The sequence below is a fragment of the Bacillus sp. TH19 genome (genome assembly GCF_016651075.1).
Taxonomy (GTDB): Bacteria; Bacillota; Bacilli; order Bacillales; family Bacillaceae_G; genus Bacillus_A; species Bacillus_A mycoides.
Genome location: NZ_JAEKEO010000001.1, coordinates 218,617 through 234,403 on the forward strand (window position 1 = coordinate 218,617; position 15,787 = coordinate 234,403).

Sequence of the window (15,787 nt, forward strand, 5' to 3'; positions counted from 1 at the left end):
ATAAATTGTCTTGATAACTTCATAAATTTATTTTTCTATGTGATAATTATCCCCCTTAGATTTAACAGAGTATGGGCCAATTGGTACCTTAGGTGCGAGTGGAAATCCCCTCGTTATTACTGACGATTTAAGGTTTTTTCTAAATTGGGAGGCGATACTTCTTGGGATTTTTTTGCGATATTTTCCACCTAAAAAAATTCCCCAAAATAAACTCCCACAAACAACTCATCCAACCCACTCAATAACAACTTTAAACAACTCCAACAACTTCCTTGTGATTGCTTTATCAAATGCTTTGGTTGCAGTAGTTATAACTTCTTACCAACTACCTTCAGCAACAATTAGTGATGTCTTTAATACCTGCTTTATTATTCTCTCTCACAACAGTTATAAATGTAGTTTAATATACTGTTATATCTGATCATACATCTGTTTATATATCTGTTATAACTGCAGATTATATGCTGTTTATATCTGTCTATCTCTTATGATCGAGATACAAATTCATAACGATATACGTAACACCTCACATCCGTATATAATGCTGCACCTTATAGATGCATATAACGCACACCTCATCAGCATCCTATCCATATATATCTACTAGTGGTAAATACTTTTATTTTGTGGATATAGGTTATTACGAATAACACTAAACGAAACCCCTATTGATATTAGAAATAATTATATCAATTATATTGAAACATCTGTAAAGAATGGAAACACGTATGATATCGCTGTCTATGGTACTTCATCTAGTGCAAAAATAATTTATGCCATAGTTTCATTGATATTTTTAAATAACGAATTTATAGCATCTGTAGCTCAAGACAAAAACATTAGAGGGATCTTTAACATTTTTAATTAAATGAACAAAGTTTTATCATTAGGAGTTGCAATTAAAGATTTACTCGGACCAATTGTGGGTTTATTACATAAATAATTACAACCTATTAATCTTATAGAAGCTTTATCTCAAGAAAAAATATAAATATAAAATAAAAAGCCCCCTATCGTAAGGGGCTTTTACACTTCAAATATGTTTTCCTTCAAATAAAGAATAACAGCTAAAACGTTTAGCTTCCATTATTCCCTAATTAGATCCAATATCAACTAACAATTGATGTTTTGTATGATCTACGAACAAAATATTTTCTCATAGAATACTTATCCCAATTACTAGTTATCTGCTAAGAAATATAGAATACATCAATTAATTTTAACCTTGTCCAACAATTACTGTAATTGTATGATCTAATACACCATTTCTATAAACATATACTTTTGCTGTTGTGGAAAAATAAGTTGTTAATTGTCCAGTAGAAGAAACTTTTATCAAATCATTACTAGTACGATAAGTCATTCCTGGCTCATGATAAGTAAGTTGATATCTACTAAAAAATGTTGGCAAAGTAACTGTGTAATCCCTAATGTTGAGAGTTTGTGTTAATTTTCTCTGGTCTCCCCCATTAAAATCAGTGGAAGCCTGTGAAACAGTGGTTCCGATACCGAAAATACTTAGAAAAGCAACCGACGTTACAAGAGCATAACGAAGTTTCATAATATTAACTCCTCTCTTTATAAATGTTTTAAATAGCAATAGGGGTTTCTCACCCTACTAACAAGGTAACATTTAATATATGGAAATAAAACCATTTAAATAGGAATTTTCTATGGATATATATTTTATCAACAATTGTACATAAAAATAGATTATTGACTATCTTATAAAAAATTAACAAAAATTTCTTGAATTGTATTACTTCTATCTAATAATGTCATCCTTCATCAGTTTAAAAAAGTTTATATTCTTTTATTAATCATTGGAGAATTCCATTATATATTATTTTGAACCCGAAAATTTCCTTCTTGTAATCCGCTCTTTCTATTCACCTTGTTGAATAGGGAGATTAATCTCTTTTAAAAATCTCGATCTTTTAGAAGGTTTCCCATTAATTGTTGCTGGGAATGTAATATATAGATTCTTCTTTGGACGAGTTACAGCAAATGGTGATAGGTAACCCTTTGAATTCATCTCCAAGTTTTCCCCCACCCCACACCGTACGTGCAACTTTCATCGCATACGGCGTTCCATCTTCTTATATATTCCTTAAAACTATTATATAAAAAGACTTGAGACCTTCCCTCCGCCACTTATTATCATGGTTTCATTGGTACTACATCTCTACTGTCATCTCTACTCACAACCCTTTTTACCAGATTATTACTAAACGTTAGAGACTTCAAACGTTCCGATATTGCTAGGTAAATAACTATACTTAGGTTCTACCTTTACCCCGAATTCACGTTATTTAAACTAAAGCAACCTATTAGCTTTATCCATCAAAATCTGTACGATAATTTCTTTGGAGTGAATTTTTTTATTTTATACATTTCTATATAAAGCTTTTCAAGGTGTACATTCAGTAGTTCGTCATCAATTATGTTGAATACTAACCATATATAGCTCCCTGCCCGCATTACTTTCGCAGTAGTGTTTAACCTTTCCTCAGCATTATCTGTTAGGGCTACTCAATGCGTCTTCACCCAGCTTCATACAAAACCGTTACCAGTTATGCATGTGGGAGTATCAGCAGCCATCTTATCATAGGATTTTTTTAAGGTATCCTACTGTGGTCTCACAATATCAGTTATCATTATAAAAATTTATAATGTGGTTTATCCCTCGTTAAGCGATTTCAAACCAACGTTTCGCACCATACATTAAGCGCCTTTCTTCTTCTATAGTAGTCGGTGGTTCAGCTTTCTCTATGGATTCCTGGATTATTTCTGGAGTAACTTTTGTTGCTTTTTTACTTGGTAATCCTTCATCATATAAGCCTATTAAAAATACATTTTTAAATGATAATCCTTTACTCTTATGTATAGTTAATAAATAAATTGCATTAATTGTACCTTTATGGTATTTATCTAACTTTTTCTTCATCTCTTCTTTTTTTGATTTAACTCGTTATACCTCTTAACCATACCTTCCCATGAATGAAACTGTTCTGTTTCTTTTTCTATCCATTTTATTTCATCCTTTGTTAATTGGTTTCTAACGAGTGGAAATTCTAAGAAGGTTTTAATAGTATTTGCCATAGATACTGAATTATTATTTTTTAATCTTACTAACCCCTCAAAGTAATCAATAATTTCTTTTTTCTATCCGAAAATTTATTTCCACAAATAAAATCAGCAATTTTTTGTGGATTTATATATGTTGAACTATCCCCAATAAAATTAACAACTTCTTGTTTTTTCTTGTAGAATGCATATGAAGTTTCTGCAATTATATGATTCCATCGTTTTATTTTAACACTATCTTCATTAGCTATTAAAAAAGCTTTCCAATATCTATATGCCTTTCTAAATGCATCTAAGTTAAAGATCCCCATTAAATCTTCATTAGTTTCTATTACAAAAGGAATATTATTTACTTCTAGTTTATGGAGTAATGTTTTAATTTGGGAAGTGGAACGATATAAAATTACACTTCCTTTATAATCTGGGAAAGGTTTATTTCCTGACAAACCGATATGCTGAGAGTGATCTATAATCCATTCAGCTTCTTCCTCTGGTGTAGACAAACTTCGAATATAGCAGTCGCCCTCATTTTTATGAAATGGTTTCATTGATTTTTTTATCCTATTGTTCTCATTAAATGCAATTACCCTATTCCCAGCTTGAACTATTTTTGAAGTAGAACGATAATTTGTCATAAGTTTAAGAGTTTTGGTTTCATACATTTGGTCGAAATCTTTTATGTATTTTGGCTCTGCGCCTCTAAAATAATAGATACTCTGATCATCATCACCAACAATGATTAATTTAGCTCCGTCCTTCAAATCTGGTGGGCAAATAAGTTTAATGATATCCATTTGAAGAGGATTAGTATCTTGAAACTCATCAATAAATATATACTGAAATCTTTTTTGTACATATTCACGCGCTTGAATATCATCTTTTAAAACATGAAGCAAATTTAACATGTAATCGTCAAAAACTACAATTTTATTACTTTTTCGTTTATCATAAAATTCCCGCATCATCTTTTGAAATCTTTGACTTAAAGTTTCGTCACTTGTTGGTTCAAGCACATTAAAGTGCTTCTCTATATATTTTGTCATCATCTCTATGGAGAATCCCATATTAGTCCAATAACTTATTTTTTCAAATAAATTTTTCTCTCCAGCATTTTCATCTAATTTTTTCAAATTATAAACTCTAATTAATTTATTTAATTCTTTCTTATAGCTGCTCTCATCCGGATTATCTCCAATAATGCCCATTCGCTCTACATATGGAAATTGCTTTTTCAATTCATTATACAGGCGTATAAAAAAGCTATGAAAGGTGCCAACTGCTACTTTAGATTTTTCCTCGCCTAAGAAAAAATTCACTCTTTCTCTCATCTCTTCAGATGCTTTTTTCGTGAACGTAATCATGGCTATTTTTTCCTCAGGGACATTCTTCATCATTATTAGATATGCAGTTTTCGCACAAATTGTCTGTGTTTTTCCACTTCCAGCACCCGCAATAATTCTAAGATTCTTTTCCATATCATATCTAATAGCCTCAATTTGCTCATTATTAAAATCATTATTATCATTTTTAGGCTTTAAAAAATCAAAAAAACCTTTATCTTCATCATACTCAGAAAGAACATGTTGCTCTTTCCCTTCATCATACTCAAGTTCTCCATAAATACCTTGATAAAGGTTCATAACTTTTTCAGCATGCACTGATTCTTTTATTTTAGTATTAATAGAATCTTTAGCATGTTCAAGCTCTACTATACTTCTATCTAATGTTTTATCTAATATTTTCTTCTCTTCTTTTAACTTTTCATTACTTGCATATAAATTTTTTAATGAATTATTTTTTTCCTTAAGTTCCCTTTCTAAAATTTTTATTTTTTCTTGGAATTGTTCTATTTCTTTTACTAACTTTTTTTTACCGAAAATATCATCTAAAAAACTCATTATTTCCTTCCCTTTCTTTTTAAATACAATATCTTTTTATAAAATAATTTGCTATAACACTCTAATTATCATACACTAACCAGGAAAATATATCCTTATTAGAAGGCCAATTCTTAATTCTAAAATTAGAATGAAGGAAGAATTTTTTATATTTTCAACTTACTCCAGCGAAAAATAAATTACAAAAAATCATAAACAAAAAATTTGTGAAGCTTACTAATCTTTCATTTTTCTAATACTCTAAAGTGATAGATCGTTCTTACTAAACATTTTTTGAAGAACACTACATGCAATCATAAATTAGAAAATAGCAAGTATATGCTTTTGAAGATTCAACAATTTTAAGACAAGATTTTGTAGTCGAGAATATACTATAGATCAAAAAAATTTTAAAACTTATTCAACTCACAAAAGAGGAGATTCAAAAATATATTAACCATTATTTTCATGTATAATTAAGTTAAAATACATAAATGAGAGGAAGGTTTTATGACTGATATAGTTAAAGATGCAGTTAAAGAGTCCATTGAAAAACTAACAATTAATCAATTACACTCTATAGTTGACGTTATAGAAATTAAAGGCTTTATTACTGATGAATGCAAAACAAAAGATGGTTATGTTCCATTCACCAAAGTAATGATTAAACATGGTTCTAAAATTCTAATTAGAAGATTGCAACAAGAAGTTGGCTACGAATCCCCCCTAGATTCTACCGGATTTTACCATAATAGCTATGGTGAAGTATTGGCTATATTTAGTTGTGAGTCTTTTAAAGACACCCTTGATTTCAAAAGGAAAGCACTCATTCCTTTTATTGAAAAAGCAATAAATAACATGTATCCATAAATATTGCATCATAATAAAAAGGGTTCTGGTGCAAAAACTTTGAAGTAGATGAAAATGGTCTATCAAACTTGGAAATACTGATAGTACTACTCTATAAAAGGTGTGTGATCAGTATGGAAAAGGAGAATTTATTTAAGTGGAAACATTATCAACCAGACATCATCTTGTTAACTGTACGTTGGTACCTACGGTACAACTTAAGCTTTCGTGATTTGGTGGAAATGATGGAGGAACGAGGGTTATTCCTGGCTCATACAACTATTATGCGATGGGTACATCAATATGGACCGGAGTTTGATAAACGAATTCGACGTCATCTCAAACAAACGAATAACTCATGGAGAGTGGACGAAACATATATAAAAGTAAAAGGACAATGGATGTATTTATATCGTGCTGTTGATTCTGAAGGAAACACGATTGACTTTTATTTGAGTAAATCTAGAAATCATAAGGCTGCAAAGCGATTCTTCAAGAAAGCCTTGCGGTCTTTTCATGTCTCAAAACCTCGTATCATCACGGTTGATAAGAACCCTGCTTATCCAATTGCTATCGAACAGTTGAAGAAAGAAAAAAGGATACCAATAGGCACCAAAATCCGAAGGATAAAATATTTAAATAACATAGTAGAACAAGATCATCGTTTTATTAAAAAGCGTATACGCTCTATGTTGGGATTTAAATCATACAAAACATCAGCCTCTATATTGAGTGGCGTTGAAGCCATGCATATGGTCAAAAAAGAACAAATTGATTTGCAGGACCATTCTGTCCAAAATCAGAATATTTTTATCAACCAGCTGTTTGGATTAACTGCTTAACAGATGATTCCGTTAGGAATCCTTGATTCTTTTTTATTTATCATCTTTTTGCACCAGAACCGTTTTTTCTGACTATCATAAAATTTTAGAAGGTATGATTTTAATATGGAAAGACCACATTTTGTTTGAAAATATCCCTTAAGTTAATGGAGGTGGGGTACCTCCAATTCACATTATTTCCCCTAGTTCTTTCTATGTTCCTTATTTGATTCTAATTTACTAACTGATTAGCGTTATTGCAAATCAAGATAATAAAACCGCATCTCCAAATGTTAGATAACTATCTAATACATTGGAGATGCGGTTCACTTAGGTCATTGAGGATTCATCTATCCTCTTTATTCGAAGATTACATTTATCATACTAATTTAATATTATATTCCTGAAGCCAACTATTAACTTGAAGTAAATAATCTATTATACCTCGTGCATCATTACCAGAAATTACTTTGTCTTTTCCTTCTGCAATAGCACGAACTCTTTCTACATTTATTAATGGTAAAATAGGTGATTGAGGATCGTTCAACACATGTAACATCCAATCACTAATACCTTGTAGATAAGAAGCATCCTTTGTGCTTGGATATGCACTTTTTTTGCGATAAAGTACATCCTCTGGAAGTACATTTTCAAAAGCTCGACGTAAAATACCTTTTTCAATATTGTCTATGCTTTTCATTTCGAATGGAACATTCCATAAGTATTCTACAAGCCGGTAATCGCAAAATGGAACTCGTACTTCAAAGCCATTCATCATACTTGTACGATCTTTTCGTTCTAGCATAAATGGCAAGAAACGTGTAATAAACATGTAAGACATTTGACGTTGCTTCATTTGCAGATCACTTTCACCTTCTAAAAAAGGAACCTCAGCAACCGCATCTTCAAATTTTTGTTTTTGATATTTTTCAGGGCTAATCTTTTCTTTAAAATCCTCTGATAAAATTTCTGTACTATACCATAAATTAACACTCCAAGGGAATATCTCTGCATCTAAAAACTTCTCTTGATGGAACCATGGATATCCTGAGAACACTTCATCTGCGGATTCGCCTGAAAGTGCAACTGTTGCGTCTTTTTTCATTTCCTTAAATAGCAAATAAAGTGATGTTTCTAGTTCTCCAACTCCAGGTAGATCACGCGCTCGCATTGGAATTAATAAATGCTCTATTAAACTATCTGATCCTAACTCTATAGAGTGATGATTTGTTCCTACATATTCAGCCACACGTTTCACCCAAGGTTCATCACGATCAAAACGAAGGAAGTCTTGCTCAAAGTCTTTTTCATCATTGATGAAATTCAGGGAATATGTATGAAGACGTTCCCCTTTATTCCCAAATTCGTTTCCTGCTAAACCTGTTAGACCACTTGAATCTAAACCTCCGGAAAGCATAGATACCACTGGTCTATCAGCAATTAACTGGCGTTTAACAGTATCTTGTAAAATGGAGCGGATTGTCTCCACTGTCGTATCAATATCATCTATATGTTTTTTACTTTCAAGTTTCCAATACTGTGTCGTATTTGAACCATTAGAGGTAAACGTCATATAATGACCCGCACGTACTTCATGTATATCCTTAAAAATCGCATGACCAGGAGTACGTGTTGGTCCAAGACAAAATACCTCAGAAAGTCCTTCTTTATCTACTTCTGCATTTACAAGCGGATGCGAAAGCAAAACTTTTAACTCTGAACCAAAGAGAATTGCGCTTCCTCTTTGAGCGAAAAATAAAGGCTTCACACCTAGATGATCACGACCAAGCATCAATTTCCCAAATCTTTCATCCCAAATACCAAAAGCAAAAATCCCATTTAAGTGTTGAACACAATCTTCTTGCCATTCTAAATAAGCATGTAGTAATACCTCTGTATCAGACTTTGTCTGAAATTCATGACCTTTCCCCTCAAGTTCTTTACGTAATTCTTGATAGTTATAAATTTCTCCATTGAACGTAAGGCCAATCGTATCATTTCCATCTTTATACAGCATAGGTTGAAGGCCACCTTCAGGATCAATGACGATGAGACGTCGATGACCTAATGCTGCTCGTTTTGAAAGCCAATGCCCCTCTGCATCAGGCCCTCGGTGAGTGATAGCATCTGTCATTTTTTTTAACGTTTCTTGTTCATTAGACAGGTCTTTAGACCAGTCTATCCACCCTGCAATTCCACACATAGTGTCTACCTTCTCTCAAATAGTATAGAAACCGACTAAAATTAAATATCAGTCGGTTTTCCGTAAAAAAATCCGACTAAAAACACCTTTTAGTCATGTTTATATAATAAAACGAATTGAATAAAAAATCAAATAATTCAATCGAGAAAGAAATGACTGTCCCCTTTCACTTGAATTCTCATTGTCCGATTAAAAAGTTATTACCTTAAACTTTCATTTTTATCCTAAGTTATAAAGTTGCATTCTATTATAGTTATATACTAGAAATGAGAATGGTGTATGTTATTCTATAAGAAGCAAATAGAGGACTTTCTATTAGGAGTTAAAAAATTACAAATGGACTGATACAGAATGTAATGAAAGAAAACTTCGCTAAATATTTCAAGGATAGGGTGTAGACAATGATCAAATTAGAAAAAGAAAATAAAAAAATGAAAATCATTCAATCTGCCACATTACTGTTCTCTATGGGTGGTGTCCGTAACACAACGGTCGATGAAATTGCAAAGAAAGCTAAAGTTGGTAAAGGTACTATTTATTATTACTATACAGATAAAACTGAAATATTATGTGACTGCTATATGCGTCATATTCAGCTTATACGTTCACAATTATTTGATTTATATAAAGAGGAAAAAGATGTTTTACTTCGAATACAAAAAATCCTTCATTATATCAGCCTAGAATATCATCAAGATCCGTTTGTTTCTACACTCTTTCAAGAATATAAAGAGTACCATTCACCTGAAATTACAGCTTGTTTTAAAAAGTCTGAAGAAGAAGCAATTAAAATGATAAGTAATTTGCTCGAAAAAGGTTATCAGCAAGGAGCTTTGCATAAGGTACCATTACCACTTACAGCTTTTATGTTAGTACGAATGATTTTTAACTACGAACAGGATTACATAAAAGATGATAAAAGTGATAAAGAATTTCTGCAGTTGCTAAAACATATGCTTCTTAAAAACTAGTTTTAACCACATACAAAAAAAATTGCGGTACAAATATATGAAGAAGAACGTGAATAATGGATGGTTTAATAAGCTCTTTTCAGTCTGGACAAACCTGCAAAATATCCAACGCTTATGTAGGAATGACTGATAAAAGAACAACAGCGATTACAAGATCAAACTGTAAGGGAAAAAAGAATGAAATAAAGTATTCTGCTCGTAGTTCAGTTTTAGCAATATTAATGAGAAATACCAATCATTTACTTGTGCTGATAGGAGAAGTAAATGATTGGTATTCTTTACGTTAGCCAATATGATTTTAATTTAACTAATTCCCCGAAAGAATTCTCCTTCCTCAAGCGTGTGAAGGGAGTAGCCCAACGGTAGGTGGGAGATGAATTTCGGTTTGGCATAGCCAAAAACTTTTGATAAACTAGCTATATGAGGTTGCAGGAAGAAAATAGAGTGCGAAAACCAAGCCATTCGGTTCCTGCGTAAAATATCAACCGTACCAAAAGAGCGTCCAAGCGTTGGACATCTAGGGGTGGAACACCCCGAAGTAACGCTCAGGGAGACGAAAGGGTACTTTCGTCGTGGAACTGAGAAGCTCCCACTTCAAGCTTTGCTAAGTGGCGAGTAGTTCACTAATCTAATAACAAACCTTTAATTTAAACAAATCTAGTTCAAGCAAAAAAAGATGTCCTAGTACCATATCTACTAGGACACCCCTTCATTTTAATCATATATACATAACTTCTCTAAATTTCTAAATTCTATACATCTCTATCAATTAAATAATAATTAGATATATCTCCTATCTAAAACATAGTATTATTATTAGCTGTTTCATTTGGAATCTCTTGAATTACATCCCAGTGTTCGACAATCTTACCATCCTTTATACGAAATATATCCACTATAGCAACTCCCTTATCTTGAGAGTTAGCACGAGAATGTACATGAAGAGCAACTGTATCTCCTTCAGCTACTACACGTTTAATTTCTGCAGAGGAGTTAGGGTTTTTAACAAAATCCTCCTTAAAGAAATCCATGAAAGCTTTTCGTCCATCAGCCACAAAAGGATTATGTTGCTTATAATCTTCACTTACATATTTAGGGATGATATCGATATTATGTTTGTTAAAAACTTCATTATAGAAATCAACTACCATCTTTTTATTCTTTTCTTTTTCTGCCACATCATCTTTCGATACTGGTGCAACATTCTCGCTCTTTATTGAGTTACCTTTGGCATTACCAGTGAAGGATTGAAATGTCAAAGTCGATACAATTCCTAAAATAAACACAGAAATAATTATTATTATTAAATTTTTCTCTAATTTCATATATATCTACCTCTTTTAATTTTATAATTCACCTTCGATAACACGCTTAATAAAGGAAAAACATTTCCCAGAATGTGATGTAAGAAATATTGTTAGGAAAATCCATCTATCCTAACAATACTCCTTATACGAGGCATATTTGAAACTGGTAACTCTAACTTAATACCTCATTAACAGTTGCACTGTCCACAATTTGAATAAACTTCTTAACCTTATCGTTCTCATCAAACTCATAAAGATGACAAAAATCTGCTATGAATGATTTCCCTGTTACTTTATATGTTCCACTATATTTTCCATACACGATAACAGTATTGTTATTAAAAGCATAAATTTCATCTTTAGCGCTATAGTTATCCCATTCAGTTCCAAGACGTTCATGTACATTTTTCACTACTTCATCAGGACCTATATAAGTGCCCGCATATGGAAACCCAGCAGCTTCTGTCCAAGATACATTTTCACTTAAATATGTTTTGAAAGCATCCATTTTTCCCTCGCCAGTTAACACATACGTTTCATGTAATAGTTTTTGATATTTATTCATAGCATTAACCCCATGGCATTTCTTTTGTTACAACTTTTGCACTTAATTCCAATACACCTTTATTAGCATAGCCTGGATATGCTGTTTCAAGCTTTGCCACAAAATCTTTTGAAGTGTTACTTTCTTCAGAAGCTTGAATTGCAGTTCTTAGATAATCCATAGTTGCAATAATCGCTTGATTATCTAAGGATTTTTCGATTGATCCATGGCTTGGTACAATAATGTCAGCATTTAACGCTTGTAATACTTTCAAGTTCTCAATCCATGCCTCCATTGCTGCTTTTGAGCTAGTATCTGCTAAGAATAGATGGATTTCGTTAAATACATCAATGCCTCCAATCAATAATTTTAGCTCTTTATTAAATAAGCTAGTTCTGTAATCATCTAAGCCTACAAGTTCAAATGTTAGACCTTGAAAATCAATTGTTTTCTCTTTAATAACTTGAGGTAATACCACATTGTTTGGTGCATTTTCTCCTAGTACATCTTTCCAAACTTTTAATTTCCCTAATACAGAATGAACAATATGTTCAACCGTAGACTCTGTTGCATACGCTATGGCTCCTGGGTAAGCAGCTTTCATACTTTCTAACCCAAAGTAATAATCAGGATCCCCATGTATAATAAAGATTTTATCTAGGGATAAGTTATTGTTTTTCAGATAATCTACAATTTCTTTCGAATCAGATTGAGTAAATTTTGAGTTTATTAAAAATGCATGTCCTGCTTTCTCAACTAAGGTTGCAGTTACCATAAAACTTTTTTCATCCGAACTAAACACCGTCAATTTTACATCATTTAGATTTGTATCGATTGTTTTAAACATAGAATGTTATTCTCCTTTTGTTAAAGTTATTGAATAGATAACACATTTTTATCTTGTTCCCACAGAAGGCCCCTCCTCAATTCCCCTGCATAGTTAATCGCACCAGCAAATAGATAGGAGATGTATGTCGGTTGGCGTAAGCTAACATGTTTGCTACTGTGATCTATAGTAAAATCATAATTGGACCTTCTTTAATAACAAATAGAAACTATAACTGTTATCAGAAAGATTTAAGTCCATCCACTTCTAGTCTTTTTTAAAACGTTAAATGTTATATACTTTAACTTAAAGTTTTTTAATATAAATTTTTGAAACGTGCTTCGATTTTATCTGGCGTCATTACCCCGCCACCAATAGGGATAATTTGATTATCCTTTTGTAAAAGTAATGAAGGATAACTATTAACACCAAGCTGTCGAACCTTATTGAAATCATTTTGTACATCTACAATTGTTTCTTGAGCATTTAAACGCTCTATTACTTGTTCAGGATCCAAACCATGCTCAATTGCAATCTTACGATATGTTTCAGGGTCACTTAGACTTTCCCCCTCATAATAAAACGCTTTTTGCATAGCCGAAGTGAATTCTAACAAACGGTCTGGCGCTAATGAACGTAAAGCGGAAAAGCCAATTGCAGCATCTTTCGAATTCATTTTAAAAGTACCTTCTTCCACCAACTTTTGATATGAAGGACCAAACTCTGCACCTGTAAGTTGATTAATTCTTTTATTTCCCTCTTCTATATATGAGAAATTTTTTATTGGTAAATCATCTAAAAATAGCCCTCCACATAAAACCGTTAACGGCACTTCAGTGTGTTTTTGGTAAAATCCTTTAATACTTTCTGAAAAGCCATAGCACCATCCACAATATGCGTCCCATACATATATAAAGTTATCTTGTTTCGTTTCCATTTAAATCTCCTACCTTTATTTTTATTTACCAGTCCAGTTATCACTTAAAATTCTCAGCCAACTTTTTGGTTTGTAAAAGTACATCTTTTTTAGTATCTTGTTCTTTTTTGAGGCACCTTACTATATTTTTCAAAAACTAACCCTTTTAAAGAAAGAGCAACTAAGATTTTTAGCAAAAGACAACGATGTATATTATTGCCCCAAAGTAGAAAATACTACAGTACGGAATATGCATTTCTTTTAATATATCAGTAACTATCTACCCTTAACGGCAACGTGTGAACCACCATCCTTAAATAAATATACAAATCGTATTTCCACTTAAAATAGGTATTAGTTGTAACTAACACGATTACAACTTTATGTAACTATATTAGTTACAACTAAGACGAAAGTCAATTCTTTTTTTATAAAAAATATTAAATTTCTATCCTAACGTTTTCAAAAATCTGGTTAACAATAAAACATAACTTTAGTATTATCGCTTAATACCTATATACCCTTTCATTTTTATTAAATAAAAAGAAGCTACTCTAATTCAAGTAACTTCTTTTCATAATTATTGACTTATTCTCACTACTTCTTTTAGATATCTGTGCATGTTTTGATTTACTGCATAGACGTAACATCCATTTATCCCGCGAGATAATAATACGTAATAGATACGTTTAATATAGGATGTTAACTCTTCATTATTTAAATCAGTTCCCTTAATCGGAAGACCATTTCGATCTTTATACTCTTTTGGATTGACGATGACCTTTGCTTTATTCAAATCATAGTCTCCATTTTCTTCACCCGTGTAATTACAATCAATTTCGGCCCCTAATATCACACCAACATAATTTAAATCAGCGCCCTGGGTAGTATGAATACATCCTATTTCCTCTACACTATTCTCAAAGTTAATCCAACCTTTTACCTTCGAGTTCCATTTGAATGTATCACCTGTAACAGGATCTTTTATATCATATAGATTCTTATCCTTTTGTGTAGCCCATTTCCAAGAATAACCTGCGACTACGCGACATAATTCATGTTCTTTATTTAAAGATTTCATAGAATCATTTAATTCTGTAATAGAGTCCATTACTTTAAAGTCATAGCCCTGCAATAATCCTTCCTCATAAACACCAACATTATTTGCTATTTGTAAATATTTACGCAACCATGCTAGATATTGATCTCCAGATTTTAAACGGAATTGTTTATGTAAGGGATGTCTCTTATAATTCACTGTCAACTGTTGGAATACATCTGTATCTATATCTGCAGGTCGGATTGTTTGATATGGATCATAAACCACAGTTAAGTGATACGCGAATGTTTCTATTAACTCCAACTCAGTTATATAACCATTACCAGTGACTAAATGTTTTAAATCACGTGCTTGTTTACCAAAATATTGTTTCAGACGATGCGCTTCATCCACAAAAACATATTTATATTTAGTACCCCTACTTTTTGCCTGCTTAATAAATTGTGAAGGTGACAGTACTGTAATACCTTGTAGACCTAATTTGTTCATTAAGCTCTTATATAAATTTAATGAGTGATTTTGTGGAACAACAAGTGCTATATCTTCATAATTCAATGCCTCTCTCGCTTTACCAGTTTTATTGTCGTAAGCAAGCGCATATAAGATATTTGTTAATACAATTGTTTTACCGGTACCCGGGTCCCCTGTAATCAAATGTCGACTATTTGATGTGGTAAGCATCGTATTGAAAATGTCTTTACAAACCTCAATTTGATTAGCCGATAGCTCTTTAAATGGTGAATATTTATAAATAAATTTATTATGTATCTCACCTAAATTCTCACTAGCTACCCCTTCTTCAATTAACTGATTCCAAATTTCTTTAAACATACTCTGAACATTTTCAATCCCGTTATAAGAATGAATCTTTTGGCCCCTTACTTTATTTAGTAAGTTAAATTTATCATCTGCAGATAAATATTCAATTAACAATGTTTCAATATGCTTAATCGAACTTTCATTAAATAATTCGCTTTTTATTACAATAACTTCATTGAATGTTTTACTTTCATCACTTAAATGTGCAACGAAACGCTCATATATATCTGTGGACTTACCTACATATAAATTCTTCTTATCTCGTTGAATATAGACTACTGGTACTTTATCAATTTCAAAGTCTCTCGTACTGCCTTGCTCAAACGCTTTTCGCTTCTTCTTAATTATTTCAAATAAAGATAATTTTGCTGCAAATGATATCATTTAAATAACCCCCACTTTTTTGGTTAAAGAATATTTGAGAGTAGTGAATATTGTATACAGTTTGAATTCAATACACACATACAACTCAAAATCCCATCCCTCTTCTTTTACACATTTATTTCA

At 31.9% G+C, this 15,787-nt stretch carries 14 protein-coding genes and 1 pseudogene; 4 read left to right on the forward strand and 11 right to left on the reverse strand.

Features of this window, described 5'->3' with window-relative positions:
• Positions 1–1,219: 1,219 nt before the first annotated feature.
• The 5 genes from JFU54_RS01100 to JFU54_RS01110 all read right to left on the reverse strand — a co-directional run bounded on the left by JFU54_RS01100 (position 1,220) and on the right by JFU54_RS01110 (position 4,985).
• Positions 1,220–1,561, reverse strand: coding sequence for a hypothetical protein (locus JFU54_RS01100; protein WP_201063477.1), 342 nt, complete (start codon positions 1,559–1,561; stop codon positions 1,220–1,222).
• Between the two features lie 324 nt (positions 1,562–1,885).
• Positions 1,886–2,041 (reverse strand): hypothetical protein, encoded by a 156-nt coding sequence (locus JFU54_RS01105; RefSeq protein ID WP_176544595.1) that lies wholly within the window; start codon positions 2,039–2,041, stop codon positions 1,886–1,888.
• A 648-nt stretch (positions 2,042–2,689) separates the two neighbouring features.
• Positions 2,690–2,947, reverse strand: coding sequence for a 3'-5' exonuclease (locus tag JFU54_RS29605; RefSeq protein ID WP_242489400.1), 258 nt, complete (start codon positions 2,945–2,947; stop codon positions 2,690–2,692).
• Positions 2,944–3,102, reverse strand: a complete 159-nt coding sequence (locus JFU54_RS29610) for a hypothetical protein (protein ID WP_242489401.1) — start codon at positions 3,100–3,102, stop codon at positions 2,944–2,946. The genes JFU54_RS29605 and JFU54_RS29610 overlap by 4 nt, the downstream gene beginning before the upstream one ends.
• Before the next feature lie 29 nt (positions 3,103–3,131).
• A complete protein-coding gene (locus JFU54_RS01110) occupies positions 3,132–4,985 on the reverse strand; it encodes an ATP-dependent helicase (RefSeq protein WP_242489402.1) in 1,854 nt (617 codons plus the stop codon).
• A gap of 489 nt (positions 4,986–5,474) precedes the next feature.
• Between JFU54_RS01110 and JFU54_RS01115 the strand changes: the two genes are divergently transcribed.
• Together JFU54_RS01115 and JFU54_RS01120 are read left to right on the forward strand one after the other, a co-directional pair.
• Positions 5,475–5,834, forward strand: coding sequence for a hypothetical protein (locus tag JFU54_RS01115; RefSeq protein WP_201063479.1), 360 nt, complete (start codon positions 5,475–5,477; stop codon positions 5,832–5,834).
• A gap of 113 nt (positions 5,835–5,947) precedes the next feature.
• On the forward strand, positions 5,948–6,655 hold the full coding sequence (locus JFU54_RS01120) for an IS6 family transposase (protein ID WP_201053972.1): 708 nt from the start codon (positions 5,948–5,950) through the stop codon (positions 6,653–6,655).
• A 358-nt stretch (positions 6,656–7,013) separates the two neighbouring features.
• On the opposite strand, the gene asnB is transcribed toward JFU54_RS01120, so the two are convergent.
• Positions 7,014–8,837, reverse strand: coding sequence for an asparagine synthase (glutamine-hydrolyzing) (gene asnB, locus JFU54_RS01125; protein ID WP_201063481.1), 1,824 nt, complete (start codon positions 8,835–8,837; stop codon positions 7,014–7,016).
• 401 nt (positions 8,838–9,238) lie between these two features.
• Here asnB and JFU54_RS01130 point away from each other — a divergent pair, with 401 nt between their 5' ends.
• Positions 9,239–9,808, forward strand: coding sequence for a TetR/AcrR family transcriptional regulator (locus JFU54_RS01130; protein ID WP_201063483.1), 570 nt, complete (start codon positions 9,239–9,241; stop codon positions 9,806–9,808).
• 56 nt (positions 9,809–9,864) lie between these two features.
• Positions 9,865–10,092, forward strand: a pseudogene (locus JFU54_RS01135) (IS4 family transposase); the annotation flags it as partial.
• A gap of 513 nt (positions 10,093–10,605) precedes the next feature.
• Here JFU54_RS01135 and JFU54_RS01140 read toward each other — a convergent pair.
• The 5 genes from JFU54_RS01140 to JFU54_RS01160 all read right to left on the reverse strand — a co-directional run bounded on the left by JFU54_RS01140 (position 10,606) and on the right by JFU54_RS01160 (position 15,664).
• Positions 10,606–11,133, reverse strand: a complete 528-nt coding sequence (locus JFU54_RS01140) for a nuclear transport factor 2 family protein (protein WP_137076830.1) — start codon at positions 11,131–11,133, stop codon at positions 10,606–10,608.
• A gap of 154 nt (positions 11,134–11,287) precedes the next feature.
• Positions 11,288–11,680 carry a nuclear transport factor 2 family protein gene (locus tag JFU54_RS01145; protein WP_042889832.1) on the reverse strand — a complete coding sequence of 131 codons (393 nt, stop codon included), beginning with the start codon at positions 11,678–11,680 and terminating at the stop codon, positions 11,288–11,290.
• 4 nt (positions 11,681–11,684) lie between these two features.
• Positions 11,685–12,506 carry an MBL fold metallo-hydrolase gene (locus tag JFU54_RS01150; protein ID WP_201038232.1) on the reverse strand — a complete coding sequence of 274 codons (822 nt, stop codon included), beginning with the start codon at positions 12,504–12,506 and terminating at the stop codon, positions 11,685–11,687.
• A gap of 295 nt (positions 12,507–12,801) precedes the next feature.
• The gene (locus JFU54_RS01155; RefSeq protein WP_078205665.1) at positions 12,802–13,422 is read right to left on the reverse strand and encodes a DsbA family protein; all 621 of its coding nucleotides are present in this window, start codon (positions 13,420–13,422) and stop codon (positions 12,802–12,804) included.
• Positions 13,423–13,981: 559 nt separating this feature from the next.
• Positions 13,982–15,664, reverse strand: a complete 1,683-nt coding sequence (locus tag JFU54_RS01160; RefSeq protein WP_201063485.1) for a DUF2075 domain-containing protein — start codon at positions 15,662–15,664, stop codon at positions 13,982–13,984.
• Between the last annotated feature and the right edge of the window lie 123 nt (positions 15,665–15,787).

Coding starts and splice junctions, on each gene's coding strand:
- JFU54_RS01140 (WP_137076830.1), bottom strand. CDS start 11,133: ATGAAATTAGAGAAAAATTTAATAATAATAATTATTTCTGTGTTTATT.
- JFU54_RS01120 (WP_201053972.1), top strand. CDS start 5,948: ATGGAAAAGGAGAATTTATTTAAGTGGAAACATTATCAACCAGACATC.
- JFU54_RS01115 (WP_201063479.1), top strand. CDS start 5,475: ATGACTGATATAGTTAAAGATGCAGTTAAAGAGTCCATTGAAAAACTA.
- JFU54_RS01100 (WP_201063477.1), bottom strand. CDS start 1,561: ATGAAACTTCGTTATGCTCTTGTAACGTCGGTTGCTTTTCTAAGTATT.
- asnB (WP_201063481.1), bottom strand. CDS start 8,837: ATGTGTGGAATTGCAGGGTGGATAGACTGGTCTAAAGACCTGTCTAAT.
- JFU54_RS01150 (WP_201038232.1), bottom strand. CDS start 12,506: ATGTTTAAAACAATCGATACAAATCTAAATGATGTAAAATTGACGGTG.
- JFU54_RS01130 (WP_201063483.1), top strand. CDS start 9,239: ATGATCAAATTAGAAAAAGAAAATAAAAAAATGAAAATCATTCAATCT.
- JFU54_RS29610 (WP_242489401.1), bottom strand. CDS start 3,102: ATGGCAAATACTATTAAAACCTTCTTAGAATTTCCACTCGTTAGAAAC.
- JFU54_RS01155 (WP_078205665.1), bottom strand. CDS start 13,422: ATGGAAACGAAACAAGATAACTTTATATATGTATGGGACGCATATTGT.
- JFU54_RS29605 (WP_242489400.1), bottom strand. CDS start 2,947: ATGAAGAAAAAGTTAGATAAATACCATAAAGGTACAATTAATGCAATT.
- JFU54_RS01160 (WP_201063485.1), bottom strand. CDS start 15,664: ATGATATCATTTGCAGCAAAATTATCTTTATTTGAAATAATTAAGAAG.
- JFU54_RS01110 (WP_242489402.1), bottom strand. CDS start 4,985: ATGAGTTTTTTAGATGATATTTTCGGTAAAAAAAAGTTAGTAAAAGAA.
- JFU54_RS01145 (WP_042889832.1), bottom strand. CDS start 11,680: ATGAATAAATATCAAAAACTATTACATGAAACGTATGTGTTAACTGGC.